The 22,976-nt window shown below is 59.4% G+C and carries 21 protein-coding genes; 15 read left to right on the forward strand and 6 right to left on the reverse strand.

Going from position 1 to position 22,976, the window contains the following annotated elements:
* Positions 1-92 precede the first annotated feature (92 nt).
* A complete protein-coding gene (locus K290_RS0115745) occupies positions 93-1,115 on the forward strand; it encodes a LacI family DNA-binding transcriptional regulator (protein WP_028752815.1) in 1,023 nt (340 codons plus the stop codon).
* A gap of 30 nt (positions 1,116-1,145) precedes the next feature.
* Entirely contained in the window at positions 1,146-2,114 is a 969-nt protein-coding gene (locus K290_RS0115750; protein ID WP_028752816.1) for a 2-hydroxyacid dehydrogenase, read from the forward strand.
* On the opposite strand, the gene K290_RS0115755 is transcribed toward K290_RS0115750, so the two are convergent.
* The gene (locus K290_RS0115755) at positions 2,115-2,903 is read right to left on the reverse strand and encodes a gamma-glutamyl-gamma-aminobutyrate hydrolase family protein (protein WP_028752817.1); all 789 of its coding nucleotides are present in this window, start codon (positions 2,901-2,903) and stop codon (positions 2,115-2,117) included. It lies immediately after the preceding gene.
* Between the two features lie 284 nt (positions 2,904-3,187).
* Between K290_RS0115755 and K290_RS0115760 the strand changes: the two genes are divergently transcribed.
* The 9 genes from K290_RS0115760 (at position 3,188) to K290_RS0115800 (ending at position 12,193) form a co-directional block, all read left to right on the forward strand.
* Entirely contained in the window at positions 3,188-4,294 is a 1,107-nt protein-coding gene (locus K290_RS0115760; RefSeq protein WP_028752818.1) for a TRAP transporter substrate-binding protein, read from the forward strand.
* A gap of 228 nt (positions 4,295-4,522) precedes the next feature.
* Positions 4,523-6,826 carry a putative bifunctional diguanylate cyclase/phosphodiesterase gene (locus K290_RS0115765; RefSeq protein ID WP_028752819.1) on the forward strand — a complete coding sequence of 768 codons (2,304 nt, stop codon included), beginning with the start codon at positions 4,523-4,525 and terminating at the stop codon, positions 6,824-6,826.
* Positions 6,827-7,174: 348 nt separating this feature from the next.
* Entirely contained in the window at positions 7,175-7,930 is a 756-nt protein-coding gene (locus K290_RS0115770) for an N-acyl amino acid synthase FeeM domain-containing protein (RefSeq protein ID WP_028752820.1), read from the forward strand.
* Positions 7,931-8,110: 180 nt separating this feature from the next.
* A complete protein-coding gene (locus tag K290_RS0115775) occupies positions 8,111-8,335 on the forward strand; it encodes an aa3-type cytochrome c oxidase subunit IV (protein ID WP_028752821.1) in 225 nt (74 codons plus the stop codon).
* A 125-nt stretch (positions 8,336-8,460) separates the two neighbouring features.
* Complete coding sequence (locus tag K290_RS0115780; protein WP_037135553.1) at positions 8,461-9,624, forward strand: Re/Si-specific NAD(P)(+) transhydrogenase subunit alpha; 1,164 nt, start codon at positions 8,461-8,463, stop codon at positions 9,622-9,624.
* Positions 9,625-10,023 (forward strand): NAD(P) transhydrogenase subunit alpha part 2, encoded by a 399-nt coding sequence (locus K290_RS0115785; RefSeq protein WP_028752823.1) that lies wholly within the window; start codon positions 9,625-9,627, stop codon positions 10,021-10,023.
* A gap of 10 nt (positions 10,024-10,033) precedes the next feature.
* Positions 10,034-11,428 carry an NAD(P)(+) transhydrogenase (Re/Si-specific) subunit beta gene (locus tag K290_RS0115790; protein ID WP_028752824.1) on the forward strand — a complete coding sequence of 465 codons (1,395 nt, stop codon included), beginning with the start codon at positions 10,034-10,036 and terminating at the stop codon, positions 11,426-11,428.
* 70 nt (positions 11,429-11,498) lie between these two features.
* The gene (locus K290_RS0115795; RefSeq protein WP_028752825.1) at positions 11,499-11,753 is read left to right on the forward strand and encodes a type II toxin-antitoxin system Phd/YefM family antitoxin; all 255 of its coding nucleotides are present in this window, start codon (positions 11,499-11,501) and stop codon (positions 11,751-11,753) included.
* Positions 11,750-12,193: a type II toxin-antitoxin system PemK/MazF family toxin gene (locus K290_RS0115800; RefSeq protein WP_028752826.1), complete on the forward strand. Its 444-nt coding sequence runs from the start codon at positions 11,750-11,752 to the stop codon at positions 12,191-12,193. The genes K290_RS0115795 and K290_RS0115800 overlap by 4 nt, the downstream gene beginning before the upstream one ends.
* A gap of 8 nt (positions 12,194-12,201) precedes the next feature.
* Here K290_RS0115800 and K290_RS0115805 read toward each other — a convergent pair whose 3' ends face one another.
* From K290_RS0115805 to rpsU, 5 genes are all read right to left on the reverse strand, one after another.
* Positions 12,202-12,684, reverse strand: a complete 483-nt coding sequence (locus K290_RS0115805; RefSeq protein ID WP_028752827.1) for a DUF992 domain-containing protein — start codon at positions 12,682-12,684, stop codon at positions 12,202-12,204.
* A 75-nt stretch (positions 12,685-12,759) separates the two neighbouring features.
* On the reverse strand, positions 12,760-14,421 hold the full coding sequence (locus K290_RS0115810) for a sensor histidine kinase (RefSeq protein WP_028752828.1): 1,662 nt from the start codon (positions 14,419-14,421) through the stop codon (positions 12,760-12,762).
* 215 nt (positions 14,422-14,636) lie between these two features.
* On the reverse strand, positions 14,637-15,716 hold the full coding sequence (locus K290_RS0115815) for an NAD(P)/FAD-dependent oxidoreductase (RefSeq protein WP_028752829.1): 1,080 nt from the start codon (positions 15,714-15,716) through the stop codon (positions 14,637-14,639).
* 122 nt (positions 15,717-15,838) lie between these two features.
* Positions 15,839-16,714: a tetratricopeptide repeat protein gene (locus K290_RS0115820; protein WP_028752830.1), complete on the reverse strand. Its 876-nt coding sequence runs from the start codon at positions 16,712-16,714 to the stop codon at positions 15,839-15,841.
* 138 nt (positions 16,715-16,852) lie between these two features.
* Entirely contained in the window at positions 16,853-17,065 is a 213-nt protein-coding gene (rpsU, locus tag K290_RS0115825; protein ID WP_003585885.1) for a 30S ribosomal protein S21, read from the reverse strand.
* Positions 17,066-17,514: 449 nt separating this feature from the next.
* Here rpsU and K290_RS0115830 point away from each other — a divergent pair, with 449 nt between their 5' ends.
* From K290_RS0115830 to K290_RS0115845, 4 genes are all read left to right on the forward strand, one after another.
* Positions 17,515-18,768 carry a sarcosine oxidase subunit beta family protein gene (locus K290_RS0115830; RefSeq protein WP_028752831.1) on the forward strand — a complete coding sequence of 418 codons (1,254 nt, stop codon included), beginning with the start codon at positions 17,515-17,517 and terminating at the stop codon, positions 18,766-18,768.
* 115 nt (positions 18,769-18,883) lie between these two features.
* Positions 18,884-19,264 carry a sarcosine oxidase subunit delta gene (locus K290_RS0115835; RefSeq protein WP_028752832.1) on the forward strand — a complete coding sequence of 127 codons (381 nt, stop codon included), beginning with the start codon at positions 18,884-18,886 and terminating at the stop codon, positions 19,262-19,264.
* Positions 19,261-22,257 carry a sarcosine oxidase subunit alpha gene (locus K290_RS0115840; protein ID WP_028752833.1) on the forward strand — a complete coding sequence of 999 codons (2,997 nt, stop codon included), beginning with the start codon at positions 19,261-19,263 and terminating at the stop codon, positions 22,255-22,257. The genes K290_RS0115835 and K290_RS0115840 overlap by 4 nt, the downstream gene beginning before the upstream one ends.
* The gene (locus K290_RS0115845; RefSeq protein WP_028752834.1) at positions 22,250-22,810 is read left to right on the forward strand and encodes a sarcosine oxidase subunit gamma; all 561 of its coding nucleotides are present in this window, start codon (positions 22,250-22,252) and stop codon (positions 22,808-22,810) included. The genes K290_RS0115840 and K290_RS0115845 overlap by 8 nt, the downstream gene beginning before the upstream one ends.
* Positions 22,811-22,976: the final 166 nt, after the last annotated feature.

Below are 22,976 nucleotides of genomic sequence, written 5' to 3' on the forward strand. Positions count from 1 at the left end.
CGCGATTTAAGCTTTTAATTAAAGTTTTTAAATTCGGGCATCGTCAGATGCCGGGATCGCATATTTGCTGCGTTTCACGAGGGGAGGAGCGCGTGGCGCAAAAGATAAAGCTTTCGACCATTGCAGAAACGCTGGGTATTTCAACGGCGACTGTATCCCTTGCCTTACGCGACAGTCCGCTGGTGGCGGTGAACACGCGCGAGAAGATCAAGGACCAGGCGCGTACGCTCGGTTATATTTACAATCGCCGCGCGGCGAGCCTCAGGACATCGCGATCCGGGATTATCGGCGTTGTCGTTCATGATATCATGAACCCGTTCTATGGCGAGATCCTGAAGGCGATCGAAAGCGAGCTCGACCGCAGCCGCCATACCTTCATCCTCTCCAACCACTACGATTCCGTCGAGAAGCAACGAACCTTCGTCGAAACCCTGCTGCAGCTCGGCGGCGATGGCATCATCATGTCGCCGGCAATCGGCACGCCGCCGGAGGATTTCGATATGGCGGAAGAAAACGGCATGCCGGCCATTCTCGTCGCCCGTTCGATGGAAGGGCTGGACCTGCCGACCTTTCGCGGCGACGACAGCTACGGCATTTCATTGGCGACCAATCACCTGATCAGCCTCGGTCACCGCACCATCGCGATGATTGGCGGCACGGATCAGACCTCGACCGGCCGCGACCGCTATCAAGGCTACGTGAATGCTCTGCGCAAGGCTGGCATCGAGGTCGATCCCGACCTGCGCATTCCCGGTGCTCGCTCCAAACAGGGCGGGTTCGAGGCCGCGGTTCATCTCCTGTCATTGCCGCAGAAGCCGACGGCCGCCGTCTGCTGGAACGATCTCGTGGCGATCGGCTTGATGAACGGCATTTCCCGCGCCGGCCTCGTGCCGGGCAAGGATATTTCGGTAACCGGCTATGACGATCTGGAGGAGGCGGCGATCGCGACTCCGGCGCTGACGACGGTGTGGAACGGCCAGGCGGAGGTCGGAAGGCTTGCTGCGCGCGCTCTTTTGGATAGGCTGGCGGGCAGCCATGAGCCGGACGGTATTCATCTCATCAAGCCGGAAATGCGCATTCGTCAATCGACATCTCCCTACCAGGCGCGCCAATAGCGCCGAACCGTATCTTCAAGAGGAAAGATCATGCCCGATAATCGAATCGCCATCCTCGTTCCGGGGAAGATACATCCGCGCGTTCTCGAAACCCTCAAAGGCCGCTTCGATATCGTCTCGGTCGAGCGCGGCGAAAGCCCGAAGGTCGATGCTGAAACGGCGACGCGTGTCCGCGGGGTGGCGGTGGCAGGCGGTTTTAACGCCATCTGGATGGACGCTTTCCCCAATATTGAGGTCATAGCCAATTTCGGCGTCGGCTATGACGGCATCGATGTCAGGCATGCAGCCTCGAAAGGCATCGTGGTCACGAACACGCCCGACGTGCTCAACGATGAGGTGGCCGATACGGCGATTGCCTTGCTGCTGAACACGCTGCGGCAGTTTCCGAGCGCGGAAACCTGGCTGCGCGAGGGACGGTGGGCGGGCCAGGGACCTTTCCCTCTTTCCCCATTCTCCATGAGGGGGCGGCGCGTCGGCATCTACGGTCTAGGCCGCATCGGCCTGGAGATTGCCAGACGGCTGGAGCCCTTCAAGGTGAAGATCGGCTATCACACGCGTTCGCCGCGCGACTCGTTACCTTACGACTACTATCCGACCCTGAAGGAGATGGCACAATCGGTGGATACGCTGATCTCCATCGTGCCAAAGACGCCGGAAACGCACAAGGTCATCGACGCGGAGATCCTGTCTGCGCTGGGGCCGCAGGGCGTGTTCATCAATGTCGGCCGGGGCTGGTCGGTGGATGACGACGCGCTGATCGCAGCTCTTCGGAACGGCACGCTTGGTGCCGCCGGGCTCGATGTTTTCTACGATGAGCCGCACGTCCCCGCGGCCTATCTTTCTCTGCCGAATGTCTCGCTGCTGCCGCATGTTGCATCCGCCTCCGTGCCGACGCGCAACGCCATGGCAGATCTCGTGACGGAGAATATCATCGCATGGTTCGCCAACGGCAACGTCCCGACGCCGGTGCCGGAAACCCCCGTGAAGGCAAAAGGCTGATCAAATGGCCTGCTGGTGGAGGGGGGCAGCTAAAGACTGCTCCTTGCTCGCCGCATAATCGCGTACCGCGTCGCCAAAGGCGGCGAACAGCTTGCGCGAAGGCGAATCCGTTTCCGCCCAATATTCCGGATGCCACTGCACGCCGACCGCGAAGGCCTTAGCGTCGATGACCGAGACGGCTTCGATCGTGCCGTCTTCGGCGATGGCTTCCACTTGCAGCCGCGGCGCCGTTTCGGCAATCGCCTGACGGTGCAGCGAGTTTACGCGCACTTCCCCAGGACCGATGACGCCGGCGATGCAGGAGCCTTCCTTGACGAACACGCTTTGGCGGATCGAATACATCGTGTCGCGATCGACATTCGGCAGTTTGCGGTGGTCCCAGATGCCCGGTTGCTCCTGGATTTCGCTGGCGAGCGTGCCGCCCAATGCAACGTTCAATTCCTGAATGCCGCGGCAGATAGCGAGCATCGGGATGGCACGATCGATGGCGCGGCGAATGAGCGGCAGCGACGTCGCGTCACGGGCCGGATCGAAGGGACCGTCGCTCTCGTACGCTTCCTTGCCAAAGAGCGAGGGATGGACGTTGCTGGCAGATCCGGAGACAAGCAGGCCGTCGACGCGGTCGAGAATGGCGTCGATGTCGTTGCCGTCCTCTAGCGCCGGGACGATCAGTACCGTCACTTCCGCAGCTTTGACGGCTGCCCGGACATATTGCTGCTGCACCGCATGCCAGGCCACTCCATCGAATTCGCGGAAATCGGCAGGAATGGCGACGATCGGTCTGGGCATGAAAGGCTCCGGAGAAATGCGAAACTATCGGGATCGTTGAACCCCAAGCATGAATATGGTGTCAACGCCGAGGCCGGTCAAATCTACGCGAAGGGCAGTCCTTCGGCAACGCGGATCGGTTGCCGGCAGGCTTTGTTTCCGTTCGTCATGACGATGTACAGGAATCGCCATAATGCAGTGCAAAAGCAACCTTGAAAGACAAAGCATGGCGTGATTAGCTCCATCGCTTGCGCCATGATCGGGAGAGCATCTTTCCCGCAACGCCATCTGTACGGGAGGTTTCGATGGATCGCCGTTCGTTCATCAGGCGGGCCGGAGCGCTTGGCGCAGGCGCGGCCGCCTCGGCGCTCGCCAGCCCTGCCGTGGCTCAGGAATATCCCAAGATCAACTGGAAGATGACGTCCTCCTTTCCCAAGAGCCTCGATACGATCTATGGCGGCGCGGAGGACATCGCGACGCATGTTTCGGATGCGACCGGCGGCAATTTCGTCATCCAGACCTTCGAAGCCGGTGAGATCGTGCCCGGCGCGCAGGCGGCCGATGCGGTGAGCGCCGGGACGGTCGATGCGGCGCACACTTGTTCCTATTATTTCTGGAACAAGGACCCGACCTATGCCATCGGCACCGCTCTGCCCTTCGGCCTCAATGCGCGGCTCACCAATGCCTGGTTCTACCAGGGCAACGGCAACAAGCTGATGAACGAGTTTTACGCCACACAGGGCATTTTTGGCCTGCCGGCGGGCAATACCGGCGTGCAAATGGGCGGCTGGTTTCGTAAGGAGATCAATACGCTGGACGATCTCAAGGGTCTGAAGATGCGCATTGCCGGCCTTGCCGGGAAAGTCATCGAAAAGATCGGCGTCGTCCCGCAACAGGATATCCCCATCAATGACATCTACGCCGCGCTCGAGAAGGGTACGATCGACGTGGTCGAGTGGGTCGGCCCTTATGATGATCTGAAACTCGGCTTCCAGAAGATCGCCAAATACTATTATTACCCGGGATGGTGGGAGGGAGGCGCTGTCGTGCACGCCTTCTTCAATCTGGAAAAATGGAACGCACTGCCGAAGACCTATCAGACGATCCTTGCGGACGCCTGCGCCTTCGCCAATACCAACATGCTGGCCAAATACGATCTGAAAAATCCGCAGGCATTGAAGGAGATCGTCAAACAGGGCGTGACGCTGCGGCCGTTCAGCCAGGAAATTCTGGAGGCCTGCTTCCAGGCGGCAATGGGCATCTATAGTGATCTTTCAAAATCGAACAATTATTTCAAGCGGATCTATGACGATCAAGTTGCTTACAAGAAGGACGCTTATCTTTGGATGCAACTTTCGGAATACACTTTCGATACTTTCATGATGATCCAGCAGAGAGCGGGCAAACTCTAGTCGGTCGCGCCTTACTTCACTACTTCTTGTTTTAGTAATTGATGATTGAAGAAATATAGTCTGAGTAGAATCAGTTTTAACTGATTGCACGAATACGATGCAAAATCTCACTCAAAATTAGTGTAAGTAACCGAGATAATTAGAAAATCCGTCCAGATACCTCCTATTTGGGCAATCAAATTTTAAAAAGTTTCAACTAGAGTGCCTGCCGCATCAGGGGAACTCTGAATGAAGCCTCAAAGCCCGGACACCGTGCCGACAGATGTTTATCTGTCGTTCGTAAGTTCGCTTTTCGGAAACCGTAAAACGCTGTTTACGGGTGTGTTCGTTCACATCCTAACTTATGTCATCGTGTTTCTGAGCACGGGTGCCGGTATCTATCTCGGCCTTTGTCTCGCCTTTGCCGCCGTTTTCGCTTTCCGCATGCATTCCTTCTGGCAGTTCGACGCTGCCAACAAACACGCCTTTTCGCGTGCCGATATCGCTCATTGGGAAACGCGCTATGTGCTCGGTGCCGCAGGAACGGCGGGTATTCTCGGTATTGGCAGTGGCTACGCGATCCTGATCGTCCAGGACCCCTTGGCAGAGTTCATCTGCATCGCTGTGACCATGGCATCGATGGTGTCGATCGTCGGACGCAATTACGGTTCGCAAAAGGCGATCGATCTGCAGACCATGGCCTGTTGCCTGCCGATTATCATCGCCTGTCTGATGTCGGAACAGCTTTACAAGTCCATCGTCTCCATCATGCTCGTGCCCTTCGGGTTGACGACGCGCTCGATGGCCAATGGCGTGCGTGAATTTCTCTATAAGAATGTCATCGCGTCGCGTGAGATATCGTTGATTGCCGACCGGTTCGACACGGCGCTCAATAATATGACGCATGGCCTGTTCATGCTGGATGCCGACAATCGCATCCTGGTCGTGAACCGCAAGGCCTGCGAGCTCTTGAATCTCGCGCATCAGGAGCAGCTCCGGGATTGCGAGTTCGATGTCGTGCTGCGCTACGGCGCCCGCCATGCCTTTATCGACGGCTCGCTGCCCGGCCTGATCCAGCGGCAGATGGCGCAGCTCGTCAGCGGCTCGCTATCGCGCACCCTCATTCAGTTCAATGAGGATCTGTTCTTGGAATTTTCGGCAAGCCGCCGTGCCGATGGCATTGTCATTCTGATTTTCGAAGATGTGACGCCACGCATTCGCGCCGAGCGCAAGATCCTGCACATGGTGCGCTTCGACCCGCTGACCGGTTTGCCCAACCGCGAATATTTCGTCGGTATAGTGAAAGAAAAGCTGGCCGCTCGCACCCGAGAGGGCCAGATCGGGCTTCTGGTTCTCGATGTGGATGACTTCAAGCACGTCAACGATACCAAGGGACATTTCATTGGCGATCGGCTGCTGGTCGCCATAGCCGCGCGGCTGAAGGAGAGGGCGGGAGACATGGCGCTCTCCGCTCGCCTCGTCGGGGATCAATTTGTATTGTTTTTCCCGAATGAGGACGGCGAACCGGATCTCGACAGCCGCATACGGGCGCTGCACGCCGCCATGGCGGGCACCTACGATGTCGACCGCAATAGTTTCCGCGTTTCCTTCAGTGGCGGCTATGTGACCATGTCGAGCCGCGAGTTCCGTCCGGAGGAGTGGCAGATCAAGGCCGATTTGGCACTGTTCGAAACCAAGTCGCGCATGAAAGGCGGATGCTCCGCCTTCGAGCAAGAAATGGATGCCCGTTACGTCGAGCGGCAAAAACTGAAAGAGGATCTGCGCGAGGCAATCGAGGGCGGCAGGCTGCATGCCGTCTATCAACCAATGTTCACGCCGGATGGCAGTCGCATCGATTGCTGCGAAGCCCTGTCGCGGTGGGTGCATCCGGAAAAGGGCTCGATTCCGCCGAACGTCTTCGTGCAGATCGCCGAGGAAATGGGCATCGTGACCGGCATCACCCGCTTCATGCTCAATCAGGCGTGCCGCGACTGCGCCACCTGGCCGCAGCCGATGTCGGTTTCGGTCAACCTCTCGGCACAGGACCTGCGCAGCAACGAAATCGTCACCATGGTTATGGAAGCGCTCGATGTATCGGGACTGGAACCCTCGCGGCTGCATCTGGAAGTCACTGAAAGCTGCTTGATGGACGAACTCGCGACCGTGCGATCCATTCTCACCGATTTGCGCGCCAAAGGCATCACCATCGCCATCGATGACTTCGGCACCGGCTTCTCCAGCCTCAGCTACCTCGATACGCTGCCTGTGGATATCGTCAAGATCGATCGCTCCTTCGTACGGGATATCACCACGGACAGTCGCCGTTTCAAGCTCCTGTGCGGCATTGCCGATCTTTCAAGGGCTCTCAGTCTGGAGATCGTTATCGAGGGCGTGGAGACTCCGGAGCAACTTTCTCTCATCGAACAGTATGATTTAGCCGACATCGTCCAAGGTTACGTGTTTTCAGTTCCCGTGCCGCGGGACAGCATCGCCGAGATGGTGGACAATCTCCGCCGCCACCAGCCGGCCATGCGGCAGGACAATGTGGCTTAGACCTCGTCAGGGGGCGGCCGCGAACGCTCTTCGCGCTAGCTTCAATCTTTCTACCAAACTTAAGCTCTTAGCATAAATCCCCTGCAGTTTTGACGGCGGGTAGATGTTCTGTCGCCGATACTTCCTTGCTTCACGTTACGTCAGGTTTATTGCCGCGTCGTGGGTGGAACGGCTAGTCTAGTCCAATAATTAATAAATAAGAACTTGTGAATATTCGAATCTATACCGGTATCGGTAGACAAAAAATTAACCTTAACGAACAAATAATTAATAAAAATTAAATCCAATATTGATCAATTTTTCAGTTAATACCAATAATGGTCTGTTAACATTATTGGATAACGGACCATGTCTTATATGAGTACTTTGCAAAATAGCTTTGCCGGCAAGCTAATGGAGGTGCTTGATCACGTTGAATACCGCCGGATCGAAAGCAGCGAGGACATGGAGGATGTCGCGCGCCTGCGTTACAAGGCCTATAAAGCGCGTGCGGTTTTGCCGGTTGCTGCCAAGAGCATGATCGATGACATCGACTTCGACGAGCAGGCCTACGTTTTCGGCGTCTATTATTACGAAGAACTGGTGAGTACGGTGCGAATACACCATGTCACGCCGGATCATCGCGTTTGCCAGTCAACCGGCATTTTTCCCGATGAAATCCATGCTTTCCTCGATGCCGGCATGACATTGATCGATCCGGCGCGCTTCGCCATTGATCCCGATTTCGAGCTTGAAATGCCGGCTTTGCCTTATTTGACGCTCAGACCTGCAATCGTCGGTGCGATCTATTTCGACACAGACCGCGTCATGCAGCACATTCGCCCGGCGCATGCGGCCTTCTACAAACGTGTATTTTACGCCGATACGATCGTTCCGCCGCGCATGACGGAGACCTATGGTTTCGAACTGACGTTGCTTGCTTCGCGGTCGAAGGAAATTCGCGGCAAGCTGATGCAACGATATCCCTTTTTCAATTCGGAACCTTATGAGCGGCGGATGATGTTCTCCCGCGGTGCCGACGGCGGCACGCACCCGCTGACGATCTTGCCAACGGCGCGCTTGGCCGCGGGCGGCCGCGCCGCCAGCCTGCAGCAATTCGGCTGAGCCTTATCGAGCCTCTGCGGCGTTCTCGTGCATTGCATTTTTCGTCGCTTTGTGTAACGCCTCGATTGAGGAAATTTGGCTGCGGTGTTTCTTCGAGATTCACCGCGGCTTTCGAGGCTGAACTCCAGGCGACAGGCGATTGCAAAGCCGGTCGGGGAGTGCATTGAGGGGAGATTTTGAATGGCCGAACATCAAACCGGACCGGTCGAAACCGGTGCTCCAATGGATTATAGGGAGCATGACAAGACCTATCACGGGTTTCTTTTCGTCGCCAGGGTCGGATCTGCGATCATCGCCGCGCTTCTGATAGCGATGGCAGCCGGTTTCTTCGGTCATGCCGGGTTCCTCGGCGGTCTGCTTATTTTCATCATTCTTTCAGTCGTCGGCACCATACTCGTGCGCTGATTTTCCCGCGCGCTGATCGATGCAGGGCCGTTCGGCCCGCGCCTTCCCCGGAATCCCAGCCTGATTCTGCAGGCTTTTGCGCTGCTGTATCCAGTGGCGCTGTCGTTTGACGCGAGGTGGTATCGTTGGGCAATCTGGTTTTTGTCGCCAAGGAGACCGTGGCTGATGAGACGCGTGTCGCGGCGTCCATCGAAACGGTCAAGAAAATGAAAGGCCTTGGGTTTGACATCGTGGTCGAAGCCGGCGCCGGCGCTCTGTCGCGCATCCCAGATGGCGAATACGAAGCCATCGGCGCGCGTATCGGCTTCCCGCAGGATGCTGCCCGGGCCGATGTCATTCTCAAAGTACGCCGGCCGACCAGCGAAGAGATCGCCGGTTACAGGAGTGGCGCGATCGTCATCGCCATCATGGATCCCTACGGCAACGAAGCAGCGCTTGCCGACATGGCGCGCGCCGGGCTGACGAGCTTTGCCATGGAGCTGATGCCGCGGATCACCCGTGCGCAGTCGATGGACGTATTGTCATCGCAGGCCAATCTTGCCGGCTATCAGGCCGTGATCGAGGCGGCCGCGGTTTATGATCGCGCCTTGCCGATGATGATGACGGCAGCCGGCACCGTGCCGGCGGCGAAGGTCTTCGTCATGGGTGCCGGCGTCGCCGGGCTGCAGGCGATCGCAACAGCGCGACGATTGGGCGCACAGGTATCGGCGACGGACGTTCGTCCCGCAGCCAAGGAGCAGGTCGCCTCGCTCGGCGCGAAATTCATTGCCGTCGAGGACGAAGAGTTCAAGGCGGCAGAAACGGCCGGCGGCTATGCCAAGGAGATGTCGAAAGACTATCAGGCAAAGCAGGCCGCTCTCGTTGCCGAACATATCTCCAAGCAGGATATCGTCATCACCACGGCCTTGATTCCCGGCCGACCGGCGCCCCGGCTTGTCAGCCGCGAGATGCTAAAGGCAATGCGCCCCGGCGCCGTCGCCGTCGACCTTGCCGTCGAACGCGGCGGCAATATCGAGGGGGTCGAATTCGGCGCCGTCGCCAATGTCGAGGGTGTCAAGGTGATCGGATATCCCAATCTGGCCGGCCGCATTCCGGCGAGCGCGTCCGCGCTCTATGCCAAGAACCTCGTCACCTTCCTGGAAACGATGGTCGACAAGAACAGCAAGAGCCTCGGGCTCAACCGGGCCGACGAGCTGATCAAGGCGACGATGCTGACGGACGGGGGCGAAGTCGTCCATCCGAATTTCATCGACCCGGATCAGCCGACGGTCAACAAGGGAGATCTGTAGATGGCCAGCCAAGCAATGGATCAGGCGCTCCAGCAATTGAATGACGCCGTCAGCGCCGTGAGGGCCGTGGCTGCGCAGGCACCGGAATCCGTCAGCGCTGCCTCCGGCGGTGCGATCGATCCCTTCGTATTCGAACTGGCGATCTTCGCGTTGGCAATCTTCGTCGGTTACTACGTCGTGTGGTCAGTTACGCCCGCCCTGCATACGCCGCTGATGGCCGTGACGAATGCGATTTCGTCGGTCATCGTCGTCGGCGCGCTTCTGGCGGTCGGCATTTCCGCCAGTGGGCTCGCCACCGGTTTCGGCTTCGTGGCACTGGTGCTCGTCTCGGTCAACATCGTCGGCGGCTTCCTTGTCACCCAGCGCATGCTGGCGATGTACAAGAAGAAAGAGAAGTGAGGGCGGCATGCTGAGCAATATCGCGGCCTTCCTCTACCTCGTCTCCGGCGTGCTGTTCATCCTGGCGCTGCGCGGCCTGTCGCATCCGGCCACCAGCCGCCGTGGCAATCTCTACGGCATGGTCGGCATGGCCATCGCCATCGCCACGACGCTGGTTCTCGCGACACCCTCCTTCGGCGGCTTCGTACTGATTATCCTCGGTCTCGCCATCGGCGGCGGGGCAGGGGCCTATATTGCCCGCGTCATCCCGATGACCTCGATGCCGCAACTCGTCGCCGGTTTCCATTCGCTGGTCGGTCTGGCGGCCGTGCTCGTTGCCGCCGCGGCGCTTTATACGCCATCCTCCTTCGGGATCGGCGCGATCGGTTCGATCCACCACGAGGCGCGCGTCGAGATGGCGATCGGCGTCGCGATCGGCGCGCTGACTTTCACCGGCTCGATCATTGCCTTCCTGAAGCTCGACGGGCGCATGTCCGGCAAGCCGATCCTATTGCCGAACCGGCATATCATCAACGCCGTGTTGCTGGCGTTGATCCTGTTCTTCATCGCCGGCCTGGCGATCAGCGAAAGCCACTTCAATTTCTGGGCGATCGTCGCTCTGGCTCTGGCGCTCGGCGTATTGCTGATCGTGCCGATCGGCGGCGCCGATATGCCCGTCGTCGTATCGATGCTGAACTCCTATTCCGGCTGGGCGGCGGCTGGCATTGGTTTCACACTCGGCAATCTGGCGCTGATCATCACCGGTGCTTTGGTCGGCTCATCGGGCGCAATCCTCAGCTACATCATGTGCAAGGGCATGAACCGCTCCTTTATCTCCGTCATTCTCGGCGGTTTCGGCGGGGAGACGGCTTCCAGCGGCGCGGACAACAGCGACAAGACGGTGAAGCTCGGTTCGGCGGAGGATGCCGCTTATCTGATGGCCAATGCATCGAAAGTCATCATCGTGCCGGGCTATGGCATGGCGGTAGCGCAGGCTCAGCATGCATTGCGTGAAATGGCGGACAAGCTGAAGGCAAACGGCGTCGATGTGAAATACGCCATTCATCCCGTTGCCGGTCGTATGCCGGGCCACATGAATGTGCTGCTTGCCGAGGCCAATGTCCCCTATGATGAAGTCTTCGAACTGGAAGATATCAATTCGGAATTTGCCCAGGCCGATGTCGCCTATGTCATCGGCGCCAACGACGTCACCAATCCGGCGGCACGCGACGACAAGACGTCGCCGATCTATGGTATGCCGATCCTCGACGTCGACAAGGCAAAGACCTGCCTCTTCGTCAAACGCTCCCTCGGTTCCGGCTATGCCGGTATCGACAACACGCTGTTCTATAAGGACGGCACGATGATGCTGCTCGGTGACGCTAAAAAGATTACCGAGGAGATCGTCAAGGCGATGAATGAGTAGTGATCAGCTCTCCAAATCTTGACGAAATGTGTAAAATTCGTATTTTACGCATTAAAAGAAGGATGCTGGCATGGCTGAGGTTTTGAGAGTTTCCGCGACAGATTTTTCGAGAAGTTTCGCAAAATATCAAGATGAAGCGATTGCCGCCAAGGTCATCGAGATCACTAGTCACGGCCGTGTGGTTGCAGGCTATCTCTCTGCCAGTGAACTCGCCCATTATGAGCTGCTGAAGCGCAGGGAGCGTGAAGTTCTGATCGTCGGCGAACTGGATGATGAAACGATATCCGATATTGAGAATGCTCAATATGGTGTCGTTCCGAAGTGAAATATCCCGATCCGGCGCCGGGCCTTGTCATCCGTTATCCGTTTCTCTGGAGCAGCGAGCACGAGCAAGCTATCTACGAAGCGACAAAGGATCGGCCTTGCGCGGTCGTATTGGCTACGAAAATCAAAGACAGCAGTCTCGTTCAAACCGTCGTTGTGCCAATAACCCATTCCAAGCCTGCTGATGGTGATCCAACAGCATCCATAGAAATTCGCAGCGAAATCTGCAAAAAGCTCGGTCTCGATGGAGAGAAGCACTGGGTGCGTCTCACCGAGCTTAATCGATTTGTCTGGCCGGGATATGATCTCCGTGAACGGCCGGACGCATCCGGCCGTGTTGACTACGGATTTCTGCCCGAAGCCTTTTTCGAGCAGATAAGGTCGGCCATCGTGGCGAGAAGCAAAATGCAGAAACTGCGATTCACGCCAAGAGATCAATAGAAAGCTGCTCAAATCGAAGCAGGTGCCAGCGTCATCTTCTCAACGCCAACGGCGACGTTGACGCCCTCCTGGGCCTGAACGTTTAGGGGTTGCAGCATGAAGGCCTTGTTGGTGCCGCCGGCAATGACCTTGGCGCCGCCGCCGGCCGCAACGCTGGCATCGGCGCCGACCCCGTAATATTCGCCGGCCAGTGCGATGTCGGTGAATGGCGTGCCGGTTTTGGCAAGTACAGCCCAGACCATGACGCTGCGGCCGGTAATGCCGAGATCGACGCCGTATTTCTGGATCATGCCGGCATAACGGGCACGTCGCCCGCCGCCGCTCGGTTCGAACGTGCACATCAGGTTCTTCTGCGACATGATGATCATGCCGGTGGAACCTTCCGACGTGCAGGTGAGCGTGCCGAGGGTAGCGTAGTCCGCGGAACTTGCGGGGGCAGCCCATACCGCAGCAGACAGCGCTGCTGACATCAGGAGAATATGTTTCAGCATGGTCTTTCTCCTCTGGATTGACCAATGATGAAACTGGAACGAATCCTACCGGTTGAATGTTCCGGGCGGCGCGGGCTATGTCCGTTCGCGTTCGCGCTCCATGGTGCTGCGCAGTGCGTTCAGCACCCAAAGGAGCCCTGTCGGACGGAAGTCGATCTCCACGCTGCCGCTGAAGGCGGCGGCTGCATGGGCCTTGGTGACCGTCGTGCCGAAGCCGGTGATAGTCGGCGTCTTGACGGTCGGGCCGCCGCTTTCCGTCCAGGTGAAGCGGAGCATTTGCCCGATTTCACCGTCGGCGGCGGTCCATTCGATGGTGATCTTGCCTTCGGGAGCCGAGAGTGCCCCGTATTTCACCGAATTCGTCGCCAGTTCGTGCAGAATCAGTCCGAGATTCTGCACGGCTTCCGGCTTCAGCAGGAAATCCCGACCCTTTATGTCGAGCTGTTGCGGTCCCTGGAGGAAGGTGGCGAGATGAATATCGATCACCCGGCGCAGCGACACGCCGGACCATTGTTCGCTGGTCAGCACCTCGATCGAGCGTGCCAGACCTTCCAGCCGGTCGGCGACGGCGCGTTGGAAAGTATCGACGCTGTCGGTTTGCCGGGCAAGCTGGCGGGTCATCGCCTGGGCGAGCGCAAGCAGGTTCTTGGTGCGGTGAACAAGCTCGTGCATGACGAAATGCAGGCGGTCCTCCGTTTCGCTGCGGTCGAAAGATGCGTTGGAGAGCGCCATGGCCATCTGATTGGCCTCGATGACACTGGTCTCGATCGGCGAAACGATTTCGCCCCGGCCCATGCGGTCCGCCATATCGGCAATGTCCTGGATGGTGGTGCGCACCTGGCGGGCCAGTGCATAGACTGCAATCAGCGCGATCAACAACAGGGTGACGCCACCATAGATCAGAAAGCGCCAGGTGCTCATCAGCGAGGCCTGCGCCGAGGCGACGGGACCCCAGACGACGGCTTTCCACGACCAGCCGGGAATCTGCGCATAACCGAGCAGCGAGTGCGGCAGGATTTTCTCGTCCTGATAGACGCCGCTCGAGGCGATCAGCTTCGGCAGGATATCCTTGTTGAAGGGATCGCCGGGGGAAAGATTGGCAGGGCCGCTGCCGGCAACGATGTGGCCGGAACTGTCGATGACCGCGGCCGACCAGCCGGGCGCGAGGGCATCGGTCGTCACGAGTTTGGCAAGTTCATCGGCATCCTGTGTCATGGCTAGGGCCGCACCGGCCGGCGAATGATCGAGCGGCAGGGTGACGTTGTAGACCCAGCGACGAACGATCGATCCGACAAAGACGTCCGAAGCCTCGATGCGGCCCGAATTGAGTGCCGATTGCAAGGCGGCCAAATTACCGGTCTTGCCCAGCGGCTTGCTGAGCGGCCAGCGCGTGTTCAGCCGCATCTGACCGTCCTTGTCCAAAAGCAGGACGAACAGCGAATCGGTACGCAGTACTGTCTCTGTCCGGTCGAAGAAAGTGACGATATCGTTGCGCTCCAGTTCCGGCGAGGAGGAGAGCAGTCGCAGTGTCGTTGCCATGTCCTGCAATTGCCGGTCGATGGTACGGGCCAGGGCCTGGGCGTCTTGAACCGTATCACGCTTCAGCACATCGCGTTCGTTGTTTTCGAGCTGCACCAGCAGCAATGCCACGAAAGCGAGAATCGGCAAAGCAATCGCCAGCGCTATGGCGATCAGATAGGCCCCAATCGAAGCTTTCGGGAAACGCGTCTTATTCATGGCGCGATCAACCGATCGGATCACCACAGGAATAAGAAGCATCTACCGAAACGGGAATAACGGTCTTGATCACCATGTCGAGCGCCCCCATGCTTTTACCCGAGCAGCATGCTCTCGAAAGTGCCATGTTAGGGCTCGGTAAATTGCGTTGCAACATATGAAAAGTCACCGCCGTTAAATCGTAAGTGATACCAGACACTTTGGAGGCAGAGCAGTCATTCGCTCGTCGATGCGAATCGCGATAGGCGAAATGGCGCAAGCTGAGGGTCCGGATCACCGTCGAGAATCTCCGCCGCCGCGACTGATCCGATCAGCGGCGCCAAAGTCACGCCGGAATGCAGGACGGCGAGATAGAGGCCCGGGGCGGCATCGACGCTGCCGATGATGGGGAAGCCATCCTTCGGAGTGGGGCGATAGCCGACCGTATAAAAATCGAGGTCGAGCTTGTCGCCGCCGCGCAGCATGGCTTTGACCTTGGTAAAAAGTTCGTCCGCGGCGTCTTGCGGTTTGTCGCCCGGATCGGTACCGCCGAAATCACCGCCGGCAATGATCCGGCCTTCCATCGTCTGGCGCATGTGCAGCTCGGGCGCCATGACGAGGCCATTCAACAATCGTGGGCTGGGACGGGAATGAACGATCAGGCCCGGCGGCGTTTCGATGGGCACATCGACGCCGACGGATGCGGCGAGTGCCGCCGTGCCGGCGCCGGCGGCAAGAACGACATGATCGGCAAGCAGCGCTCCCTCAGCCGTTTCGACGCCCGTAACCCTGCCGTTTTCCCGCAAGAGACGCCTGACCTCCACGCCATAGGACAGCGTCGCACCGTGACGGGCAGCATCCTCCAACAGCAAATTGGCGGCGGCAACCGGTTCGACGGCGCCTTCTTCGGCAACATGCAGCGCGACCGCGGGCGGATTGGCGAGATTTGGTTCCAGGGCGGCGCTTGTTTCGCGGTCGACCTGCCGCAGCCCATAGCCCCAGCCGCTCTGCCGCGCCGCATAGGCCTCCAATTCGGCGTCCGGTAGATCCCAGCAGAGCCCGCCGCACCAGGAAAGCGGCAGGCTGGGAAGGTCAGCCGCCAGCCGTGACCATTGCGCCATCGAGCGGCGACGGAAATGGAAATAGAATTCGGGGCTGCCCCAGCTCGCGTTGATCCAGGCGAAAGAGCTTGGCGTCGCCTCGCCTCCAGCCTTTGCCGCGATCACGGTGACGGATGCACCCTTGCGCGTCAAATGCCAGGCGATGGAAGCGCCGATAATGCCGGCGCCGACGACGATGATTTCTTGAGAAGGCATGCCGTGTCTCTTGTCCGAATGTGGGGCCGGAGAGAGACTATGCGTTCAACAGCGCAAAGAAAAGCCGCCGGACGTATGATCGCCCGGCGGCCCACTGTTGTTCTCTGGCAATTGCGGATGTCTTACGCGCCCGCTCCGACCCGCGCCAGGCCATCCTTGGCCGGCTGATAGCTCGGATCGAGGTTGACGGCGTGCTGATAGGAACGGCGGGCTTTGGCCTTGTCGCCACGGCGTTCATAGACGAAGGCCTGGTTGGCCCAGGATTCGGCGACCTTGTTGTTGAGGTCGATCGCGTGGTTGAAATCGGCAAACGCGTTGTCGTCGTCGTTCTGCGCGAGATAGGAGATGCCGCGGCTGTTATAGGGCTCGGGCGAATTCGGCGACAGCGAGATTGCCTTGGAGAAATCGTCGATCGCCTTATCCTGCTGATTGCGCTTCTGATAGATCACGCCGCGGCCGTTATAGGCGCGCCCATCCGTCGTGCCGAGGCTGATTGCCTTGGAGTAGTCGCTGAAGGCGTCGTTGTCACGGCCGGATTGACGGTAGAGATTGCCGCGGCCGATATAGGCGACGTCATAATTGGGATTGATCTGCAGCGCAGCGTTATAGTCGGCGACCGCTTCCGGCAGCTTGCCCATGTTGCGATAGATGAGCGCGCGGTTGGCGTAGGCCTGATAGAACTTCGGATTGAGCTGGATCGCCTGGTTGAAGTCCGCAAGGGCACGGCTGAATTCGCCGCCGCGGCCATAGGCCGTGCCGCGGACGTTATAGCCTTCCGGATCCTGCGGATTGGCATTGATGACCGAGGTCAACGAGGCGATGTTTTCCGAAGAGCCCTGCGCCTTATCGATGCGGATCACCGTATCTGTGGAGGCGGTTTGGCAGCCGGACAGGCCGATTGCAGTGAGAAGAGCCAAAGCGGGCACGGCAGCGGCGCGCTTCGAAACAAAAAAAGACAGTTTCGAAGAGCGGAACTGTTTGGACGTCGTGATTGCCATTATCGGGTTCGCTTTCCCCATGCGTTATATCAGGCTGTTTTGATTAATTCCGTTTGCCCGGACAATAAATCAAAAAGGCGGCGGCGAAACGACTCGCCCCCGCCAGACATGCATCTGAAAACGTCGAAAAAACGACGATTAGCGTGCGACCAGACCTTCGCGCTGCGCACGCTTGCGTGCCAGCTTGCGAACACGGCGAACAGCTTCAGCCTTTTCGCGAGCACGCTTCTGCGACGGCTTTTCGTAGTAGTCGCGCATCTTCATTTCGCGGAAAATGCCTTCGCGCTGCATCTTCTTCTTGAGAGCGCGGAGAGCCTGATCGACATTGTTATCGCGGACAAGTACCTGCACGAGAATCACGTTCCTTTGGTTTGGTTGATGCCAGCGGCGACTGCAGCGCCAGGAGACAAAACAATAACGTTCGCGCGGCCGCAGCCTTGCGATTGGTAAGGCGGGATAGCAGATCGGTTTGTCAAAGTCTAGCCAGATCGTGAGTTTGCAGAGGAAAAAGCAGTTTGTCGAGCATGAATTGAGCCGGCGACGCCGCGCCCGCCGCAGCCGGCAGAGTGCAAGCCAGCGAGAATGCCCCCGTTGGAGACCTGCGGTTTGTTCCTCAGCATCCATAGCTGACGGCAAAACAACCACAGAATCATATGGAATGCGGCGGCCGTTTTACTATTCTTTTTAACCGTGTCGAAAGCCGGTCCCCAATGCGTCGCAAAAGAGCCGTTGTGTCGGTTTTTGATTTGCGATTTGTATGGCCCAGAAAAGGGCGTCTTGCCTGAAGGAGTTGAGGGCGAATGCGTAAATACTCGGTTTTTGCCGTGGCAAGAGAAGCGATGCGGGCTCACAAGGGCTGGGAGGCTCAATGGACCTCGCCGGAGCCGCGCAAGGAGTATGACGTCATCATCGTCGGCGCCGGCGGTCATGGCCTGGGCGCAGCCTACTATCTCGCCAAGGAGCACGGCATCACCAATGTCGCCGTGATCGAGAAGGGCTGGCTCGGCGGCGGCAATACCGGCCGCAACACGACCATCATCCGCTCGAACTATCTCTATGAAGAGAGCATGCACATTTATGAGCATTCGATGAAGCTCTGGGAGGGGCTTTCTCAGGATCTCAATTACAATGTCATGTATTCGCCGCGCGGCGTGATGATGCTGTCGCACAATATCCACGACCAGCAGTCCTTCAAGCGGCATATCAATGCCAACCGGCTCTATGGTATCGACAATGAATGGCTGACGCCGGAGCAGGCCAAGGCCTATTGTCCGCCGCTCGATATTTCGAAGACGGCACGTTATCCGATCAATGGTGCCGCCCTGCAGCGTCGCGGCGGCACGGCCCGTCACGATGCGGTTGCCTGGGGTTTTGCCCGTGCTGCCTCGGATCGCGGCGTGCACATCATCCAGAATTGCGAAGTGACTGGCATTCGCCGCGGGCCTGATGGCCGCGTCACCGGTGTCGACACGAGCAAGGGCTTCATCGGCGCCAAGAAGATCGGCGTTTCGGCGGCCGGCCACACCACCGTCGTCATGCAAATGGCTGGCGTACGCGTGCCGCTGCAGTCGAGCCCGCTGCAGGCGCTGGTTTCCGAACCGCTGAAGCCGATCTTCCCCTGCGTCGTCATGTCGAATACGGTGCATGCCTATATTTCGCAGTCGGACAAGGGCGAACTCGTCATCGGCGCGGGCACCGACCAGTACAATTCCTATAGCCAGACGGGCGGCCTGCAGATCATCACCCATACGCTGGATGCGATCTGCGAGCTGTTCCCGATGTTCCGTCGCGTCAAGATGATGCGCTCCTGGGGCGGCATCGTCGACAACACGCCGGACCGTTCGGCGATCCAGTCGAAGACGCCGGTGCCGGGGCTCTATGTCAATTGCGGCTGGGGTACGGGCGGCTTCAAGGCGACGCCGGGTTCGGCCAATCTCTTTGCCCACCTGATCGCCCGCGATGAGCCGCATCGGTTCAATGCCGGGCTGAATTTGGAACGCTTCCGCACCGGTCGTTTGATCGACGAGGCGGCAGCCGCCGCCGTGGCGCATTGATGCTGGCGGCGGTCGGGATAGCTGTTGTGACAGGGTCCCGTTTCCGGGCCGGCTCTGCGCCCAGCCTCCCGGCACAAGCCTCTCGAGCTCCGAGCTTTAACACAGGTAGAAAACGATGCTGCTGATTTACTGCCCCTATTGCGAGGAAGAGCGTTCGGAACTCGAATTCCGCAACGCCGGCGACGCGCATATCGTGCGGCCGGCCAATATTGCCGAAATCTCGGATGAGGAATTCGAGGAATATTTCTTCTTGCGCGACAATCCGAAGGGTCTGATCTTCGAGCGCTGGCGGCACATCCATGGCTGCGGCCGCTTCTTCAACGCTGCACGCGACACGGTAAGCGACCGCTTTTACAAGACTTACAAGGCTGGTGAGCCGAAGCCGGATATTTCGACGCTGCTGCCCGCGGCCGCGGAGCCCGTGGCGCAAGACCACAAACTACAAGAACAAACGGCACAAGAACAAACACCACAAGAAGAGGGATTTGCGAAATGAGCGGCGCCAACCGTATTGCGGGCAAGGGCCGTCTGACGCCGGCCAGAACCGCCCGCTTCACCTTTGATGGCAAGAGTTACACGGCACTTGAGGGCGACACCGTTGCCTCGGCGCTGCTTGCCAATGGTATTCATCTCGTCGGCCGCTCGTTCAAGTATCACCGTCCGCGCGGCATTCTTTCGGCCGGCGCGGAGGAGCCGAATGCACTGCTCGACATCTCCCGCGACTCAGCCCGCCGCCAGCCGAACGTGCGCGCCAGCGTCCAGGAGGTCTTCGACGGGATGAAAGCGCAGTCGCAGAACCGCTGGCCGTCTCTCGCCTTCGATGTCGGCGGCGTCAACAATCTCATGTCGCCCTTCTTCGCCGCGGGTTTCTATTACAAGACTTTCATGTGGCCGAAAGCGGCCTGGAAGAACATCTACGAGCCCTTCATTCGCCGCGCCGCCGGTCTCGGCGTTGCGCCGACGGAGGAAGATCCGGATCATTATGCCGGCCGTTATGCCCATTGCGACGTGCTGGTGGTCGGGGCCGGCATTGCCGGTCTTTCGGCCGCACTCGCAGCGGCCGAGACAGGCGCCAAGGTCATCCTCTGCGACGAACAGCCGGAAGCGGGCGGTTCGCTGCGCTTCGATACCAGCGTCAAGATCGACGGCGTCGAGGGCTATGACTGGGCTCAGGATGTCGTCGCCAAGCTCAAATCGATGGATAATGTCGAAGTGCTGACCCGCACGACGGCTTTCGGCTACTACAACCACAATTTCATCGGCCTTGCCGAGCGTGTTACCGATCATCTCGCAAAGCCAGGCCGGCATCTGCCGCGCGAGCGTCTGTGGCAGGTCCGCGCCAAGCGCGTCATCATGGCGACGGGTGCGATCGAACGGCACATGGTGTTCCCGAACAACGACCGTCCGGGTATCATGCTGGCATCCGCGGCGCGGACCTATCTCAATCATTACGGTGTTGCCGTAGGCGCCAGGATCGGCGTCTACACGGCGCATGACTCTGCTTATGAAGCCGCCTTCGACTTGAAGCGCGCCGGCGTCTCCGTCGCGGCGATCGTCGACAGCCGCGCGCATCCCGGTGAGGCCGTGCTTGCCGAGGCGAAACGGCTCGGTATCGAGGTATTGACCGACTATGCGGTTATCGACACTTCGGGCAAGCTCCGCATCGCCTCGATGACGGTGGCGCGCAACGGCAGCAGAGGATCGCGCAAGATCGCGATCGACGCGCTGCTCGTTTCCGCCGGCTGGACGCCCTCCGTGCATCTGTTCTCGCAGTCGCGCGGCAAGCTGAAATTCGATACTGAGAAGCAGCGTTTCCTGCCGGGCACCTATGTTCAGGATTGTCTTTCCGTCGGTGCTTGCAATGGCACGGACGGGCTGCAGGCGGCGATCGAGGAATCGCTTGCTGCCGGCGAATTGATGGCGCGGGCTGCGGGCGCGAGCGGCGAGGGCGGCAAGATCCTGCTGCAGGCCGAACAGGCCTTCGAATGGACTGGCGGCATGATCGGCGCGGCCGAGGGTGCCGGGCCTGATACCAATGCCAAGGCTTTCGTCGATTTCCAGCACGATGTCTGCGCCAAGGATATTCGCCTTGCCGTGCGCGAGGGCATGCATTCCATCGAGCATATCAAGCGCTTCACTACCAATGGCATGGCCTCGGACCAGGGCAAGCTCTCCAACATGCATGGCCTGGCAATTGCTGCGGAAATGCTCAACAAGGACATTCCGAAGGTCGGTCTTACGACGTTCCGCGCGCCCTATACGCCGGTGACCTACGGGACGCTAATCAGCCATTCGCGCGGATCGCTCTTCGATCCCGCCCGCAAGACGCCGATGCATGCCTGGGAAGAGGCGCATGGCGCCATCTTCGAAGATGTCGGCAACTGGAAGCGCGCCTGGTTCTATCCGCGCGCCGGTGAGACGATGCACCAGGCCGTCAATCGCGAGTGCCGCACGGCGCGCGAAGTGGCTGGCGTGTTCGATGCCTCGACGCTCGGCAAGATCGAAGTGGTCGGGCCGGATGCGGCTCAGTTCCTGAACCTGCTCTACACCAATGCCTGGGACACGCTGAAGCCCGGTCGCTGCCGCTACGGCATCATGACCCGCGAGGACGGCTTCGTTTATGACGATGGCGTCGTCGGGCGTCTGGCCAACGACCGCTTCCATGTTACGACCACCACCGGCGGTGCGCCGCGCGTGCTGCAACACATGGAAGACTATCTGCAGACGGAGTTCCCGCATCTCAAGGTATGGCTGACGTCCACCACCGAGCAATGGGCCGTCATCGCGGTGCAGGGGCCGAAGGCGCGTGAAATCGTCGAGCCGCTGGTCGAGGGCCAGGATCTTTCCGACGAAGCCTTCCCGCATATGAGCGTGGCCGAGTGCAAGGTCTGCGGTGTGCCGGCGCGGCTGTTCCGCGTCTCCTTCACCGGCGAAGTCGGCTACGAAATCAACGTGCCTGCGGATTATGGGCAGTCGGTTCTGGAAGCCGTCTGGGCTCGGGCAGAGCCGATGGGCGCCTGCGCCTACGGCACCGAGACCATGCACGTGCTGCGCGCCGAAAAGGGCTACATCATCGTCGGCCAGGATACCGACGGTACGGTCACGCCCGATGACGCCGGGCTTTCCTGGGCCGTCTCGAAGAAAAAGACGGACTTTGTCGGCATTCGCGGCCTGAAGCGGCCGGATCTCGTCAAGGAGGGCCGGAAGCAGCTCGTCGGCCTCGTTACCCGCGATCCGAAGGTGGTGCTTGAGGAAGGCGCACAAGTCGTCGCCGATCCGAATGAGCCGAAGCCGATGACCATGCTCGGCCATGTCACTTCGGCCTATTGGTCGGAAAATCTCGGCCGCTCCATCGCCTTCGCGCTGGTCGCAGGCGGGCGCGAGCGCATGGGCAAGACGCTTTACGTGCCGATGCCCGATAAGACGATTGCCGTCGAAGTGACGGATCTGGTGTTCTTTGACAAGGAAGGCGGCCGGATCAATGGCTGATATCGCAACCCGTAAACTGCCGCTCGCCGGCCGCCATGGCGGTTCTTCCACTGTCCGGCTGACGCCGGCCGTGTCCGCAAGCCGCATTTCGCTGCGGGCACCGGCGGCGTCGCTCGACGGCCTTTCGGCAGCGCTCGGTCTCAGCCTGCCGCGCCGGCCGAAAACGTCGGTCCGCTCCGATGGCCGCTATGCCTTGTGGCTAGGCCCCGACGAATGGCTGGTCATCGACGAGAACGGCACGGATCTTGTCGGCCTGGCTGCTTCTGCCGGCGTTCTGCATTCGGCAGCCAATATCTCTCATCGAAACACGGCGATCATCGTTTCCGGCCCTGGCGCGGAAGCGACACTCGCTGCCGGTTGCCCGCAGGACCTGTCGCTGCAGGTTTTCCCGGTTGGGGCCTGCTCGCGCACGCTGTTCGGCAAGGCCGAAGTCGTGCTGCTGCGTCTTGATGATGAGACGTTCCGCGTCGAAGTCTGGCGTTCCTTCTCCGACTACGCCTTCGGGCTGTTGGCCGAGGGCGCGGAGGATGCGCAAAATACCTTCTCCTCTTGAGGAGAAGGCGCCTGATCGGGCGAATGACGGGCGGGAAGCGGGGAGGGCTGGAGTGGCAAGCGAAAGGGCGATTTTCCCGGTAACGTCCCCCCAACCCGCGCGAAGCGCGGCCTGACCCGGGTGGAGCCACGCGTCTCAACCCGTCCTTCGGACCCCCTTGGGGCGA

The sequence above is a fragment of the Rhizobium leucaenae USDA 9039 genome (assembly GCF_000426285.1).
In the GTDB taxonomy this organism is placed as follows: domain Bacteria; phylum Pseudomonadota; class Alphaproteobacteria; order Rhizobiales; family Rhizobiaceae; genus Rhizobium; species Rhizobium leucaenae.

Excerpts from the sequence above, each read along its gene's own strand:
- K290_RS0115835 (WP_028752832.1), top strand. The coding sequence starts at position 18,884 with ATGCTGCTGATTTACTGCCCCTATTGCGAGGAAGAGCGTTCGGAACTC.
- K290_RS0115795 (WP_028752825.1), top strand. The coding sequence starts at position 11,499 with ATGGCTGAGGTTTTGAGAGTTTCCGCGACAGATTTTTCGAGAAGTTTC.
- K290_RS0115750 (WP_028752816.1), top strand. The coding sequence starts at position 1,146 with ATGCCCGATAATCGAATCGCCATCCTCGTTCCGGGGAAGATACATCCG.
- K290_RS0115765 (WP_028752819.1), top strand. The coding sequence starts at position 4,523 with ATGAAGCCTCAAAGCCCGGACACCGTGCCGACAGATGTTTATCTGTCG.
- K290_RS0115805 (WP_028752827.1), bottom strand. The coding sequence starts at position 12,684 with ATGCTGAAACATATTCTCCTGATGTCAGCAGCGCTGTCTGCTGCGGTA.
- K290_RS0115815 (WP_028752829.1), bottom strand. The coding sequence starts at position 15,716 with ATGCCTTCTCAAGAAATCATCGTCGTCGGCGCCGGCATTATCGGCGCT.
- K290_RS0115785 (WP_028752823.1), top strand. The coding sequence starts at position 9,625 with ATGGCCAGCCAAGCAATGGATCAGGCGCTCCAGCAATTGAATGACGCC.
- K290_RS0115830 (WP_028752831.1), top strand. The coding sequence starts at position 17,515 with ATGCGTAAATACTCGGTTTTTGCCGTGGCAAGAGAAGCGATGCGGGCT.
- K290_RS0115810 (WP_028752828.1), bottom strand. The coding sequence starts at position 14,421 with ATGAATAAGACGCGTTTCCCGAAAGCTTCGATTGGGGCCTATCTGATC.
- K290_RS0115840 (WP_028752833.1), top strand. The coding sequence starts at position 19,261 with ATGAGCGGCGCCAACCGTATTGCGGGCAAGGGCCGTCTGACGCCGGCC.
- K290_RS0115770 (WP_028752820.1), top strand. The coding sequence starts at position 7,175 with ATGTCTTATATGAGTACTTTGCAAAATAGCTTTGCCGGCAAGCTAATG.
- K290_RS0115845 (WP_028752834.1), top strand. The coding sequence starts at position 22,250 with ATGGCTGATATCGCAACCCGTAAACTGCCGCTCGCCGGCCGCCATGGC.
- K290_RS0115775 (WP_028752821.1), top strand. The coding sequence starts at position 8,111 with ATGGCCGAACATCAAACCGGACCGGTCGAAACCGGTGCTCCAATGGAT.
- K290_RS0115760 (WP_028752818.1), top strand. The coding sequence starts at position 3,188 with ATGGATCGCCGTTCGTTCATCAGGCGGGCCGGAGCGCTTGGCGCAGGC.
- K290_RS0115820 (WP_028752830.1), bottom strand. The coding sequence starts at position 16,714 with ATGGCAATCACGACGTCCAAACAGTTCCGCTCTTCGAAACTGTCTTTT.
- K290_RS0115755 (WP_028752817.1), bottom strand. The coding sequence starts at position 2,903 with ATGCCCAGACCGATCGTCGCCATTCCTGCCGATTTCCGCGAATTCGAT.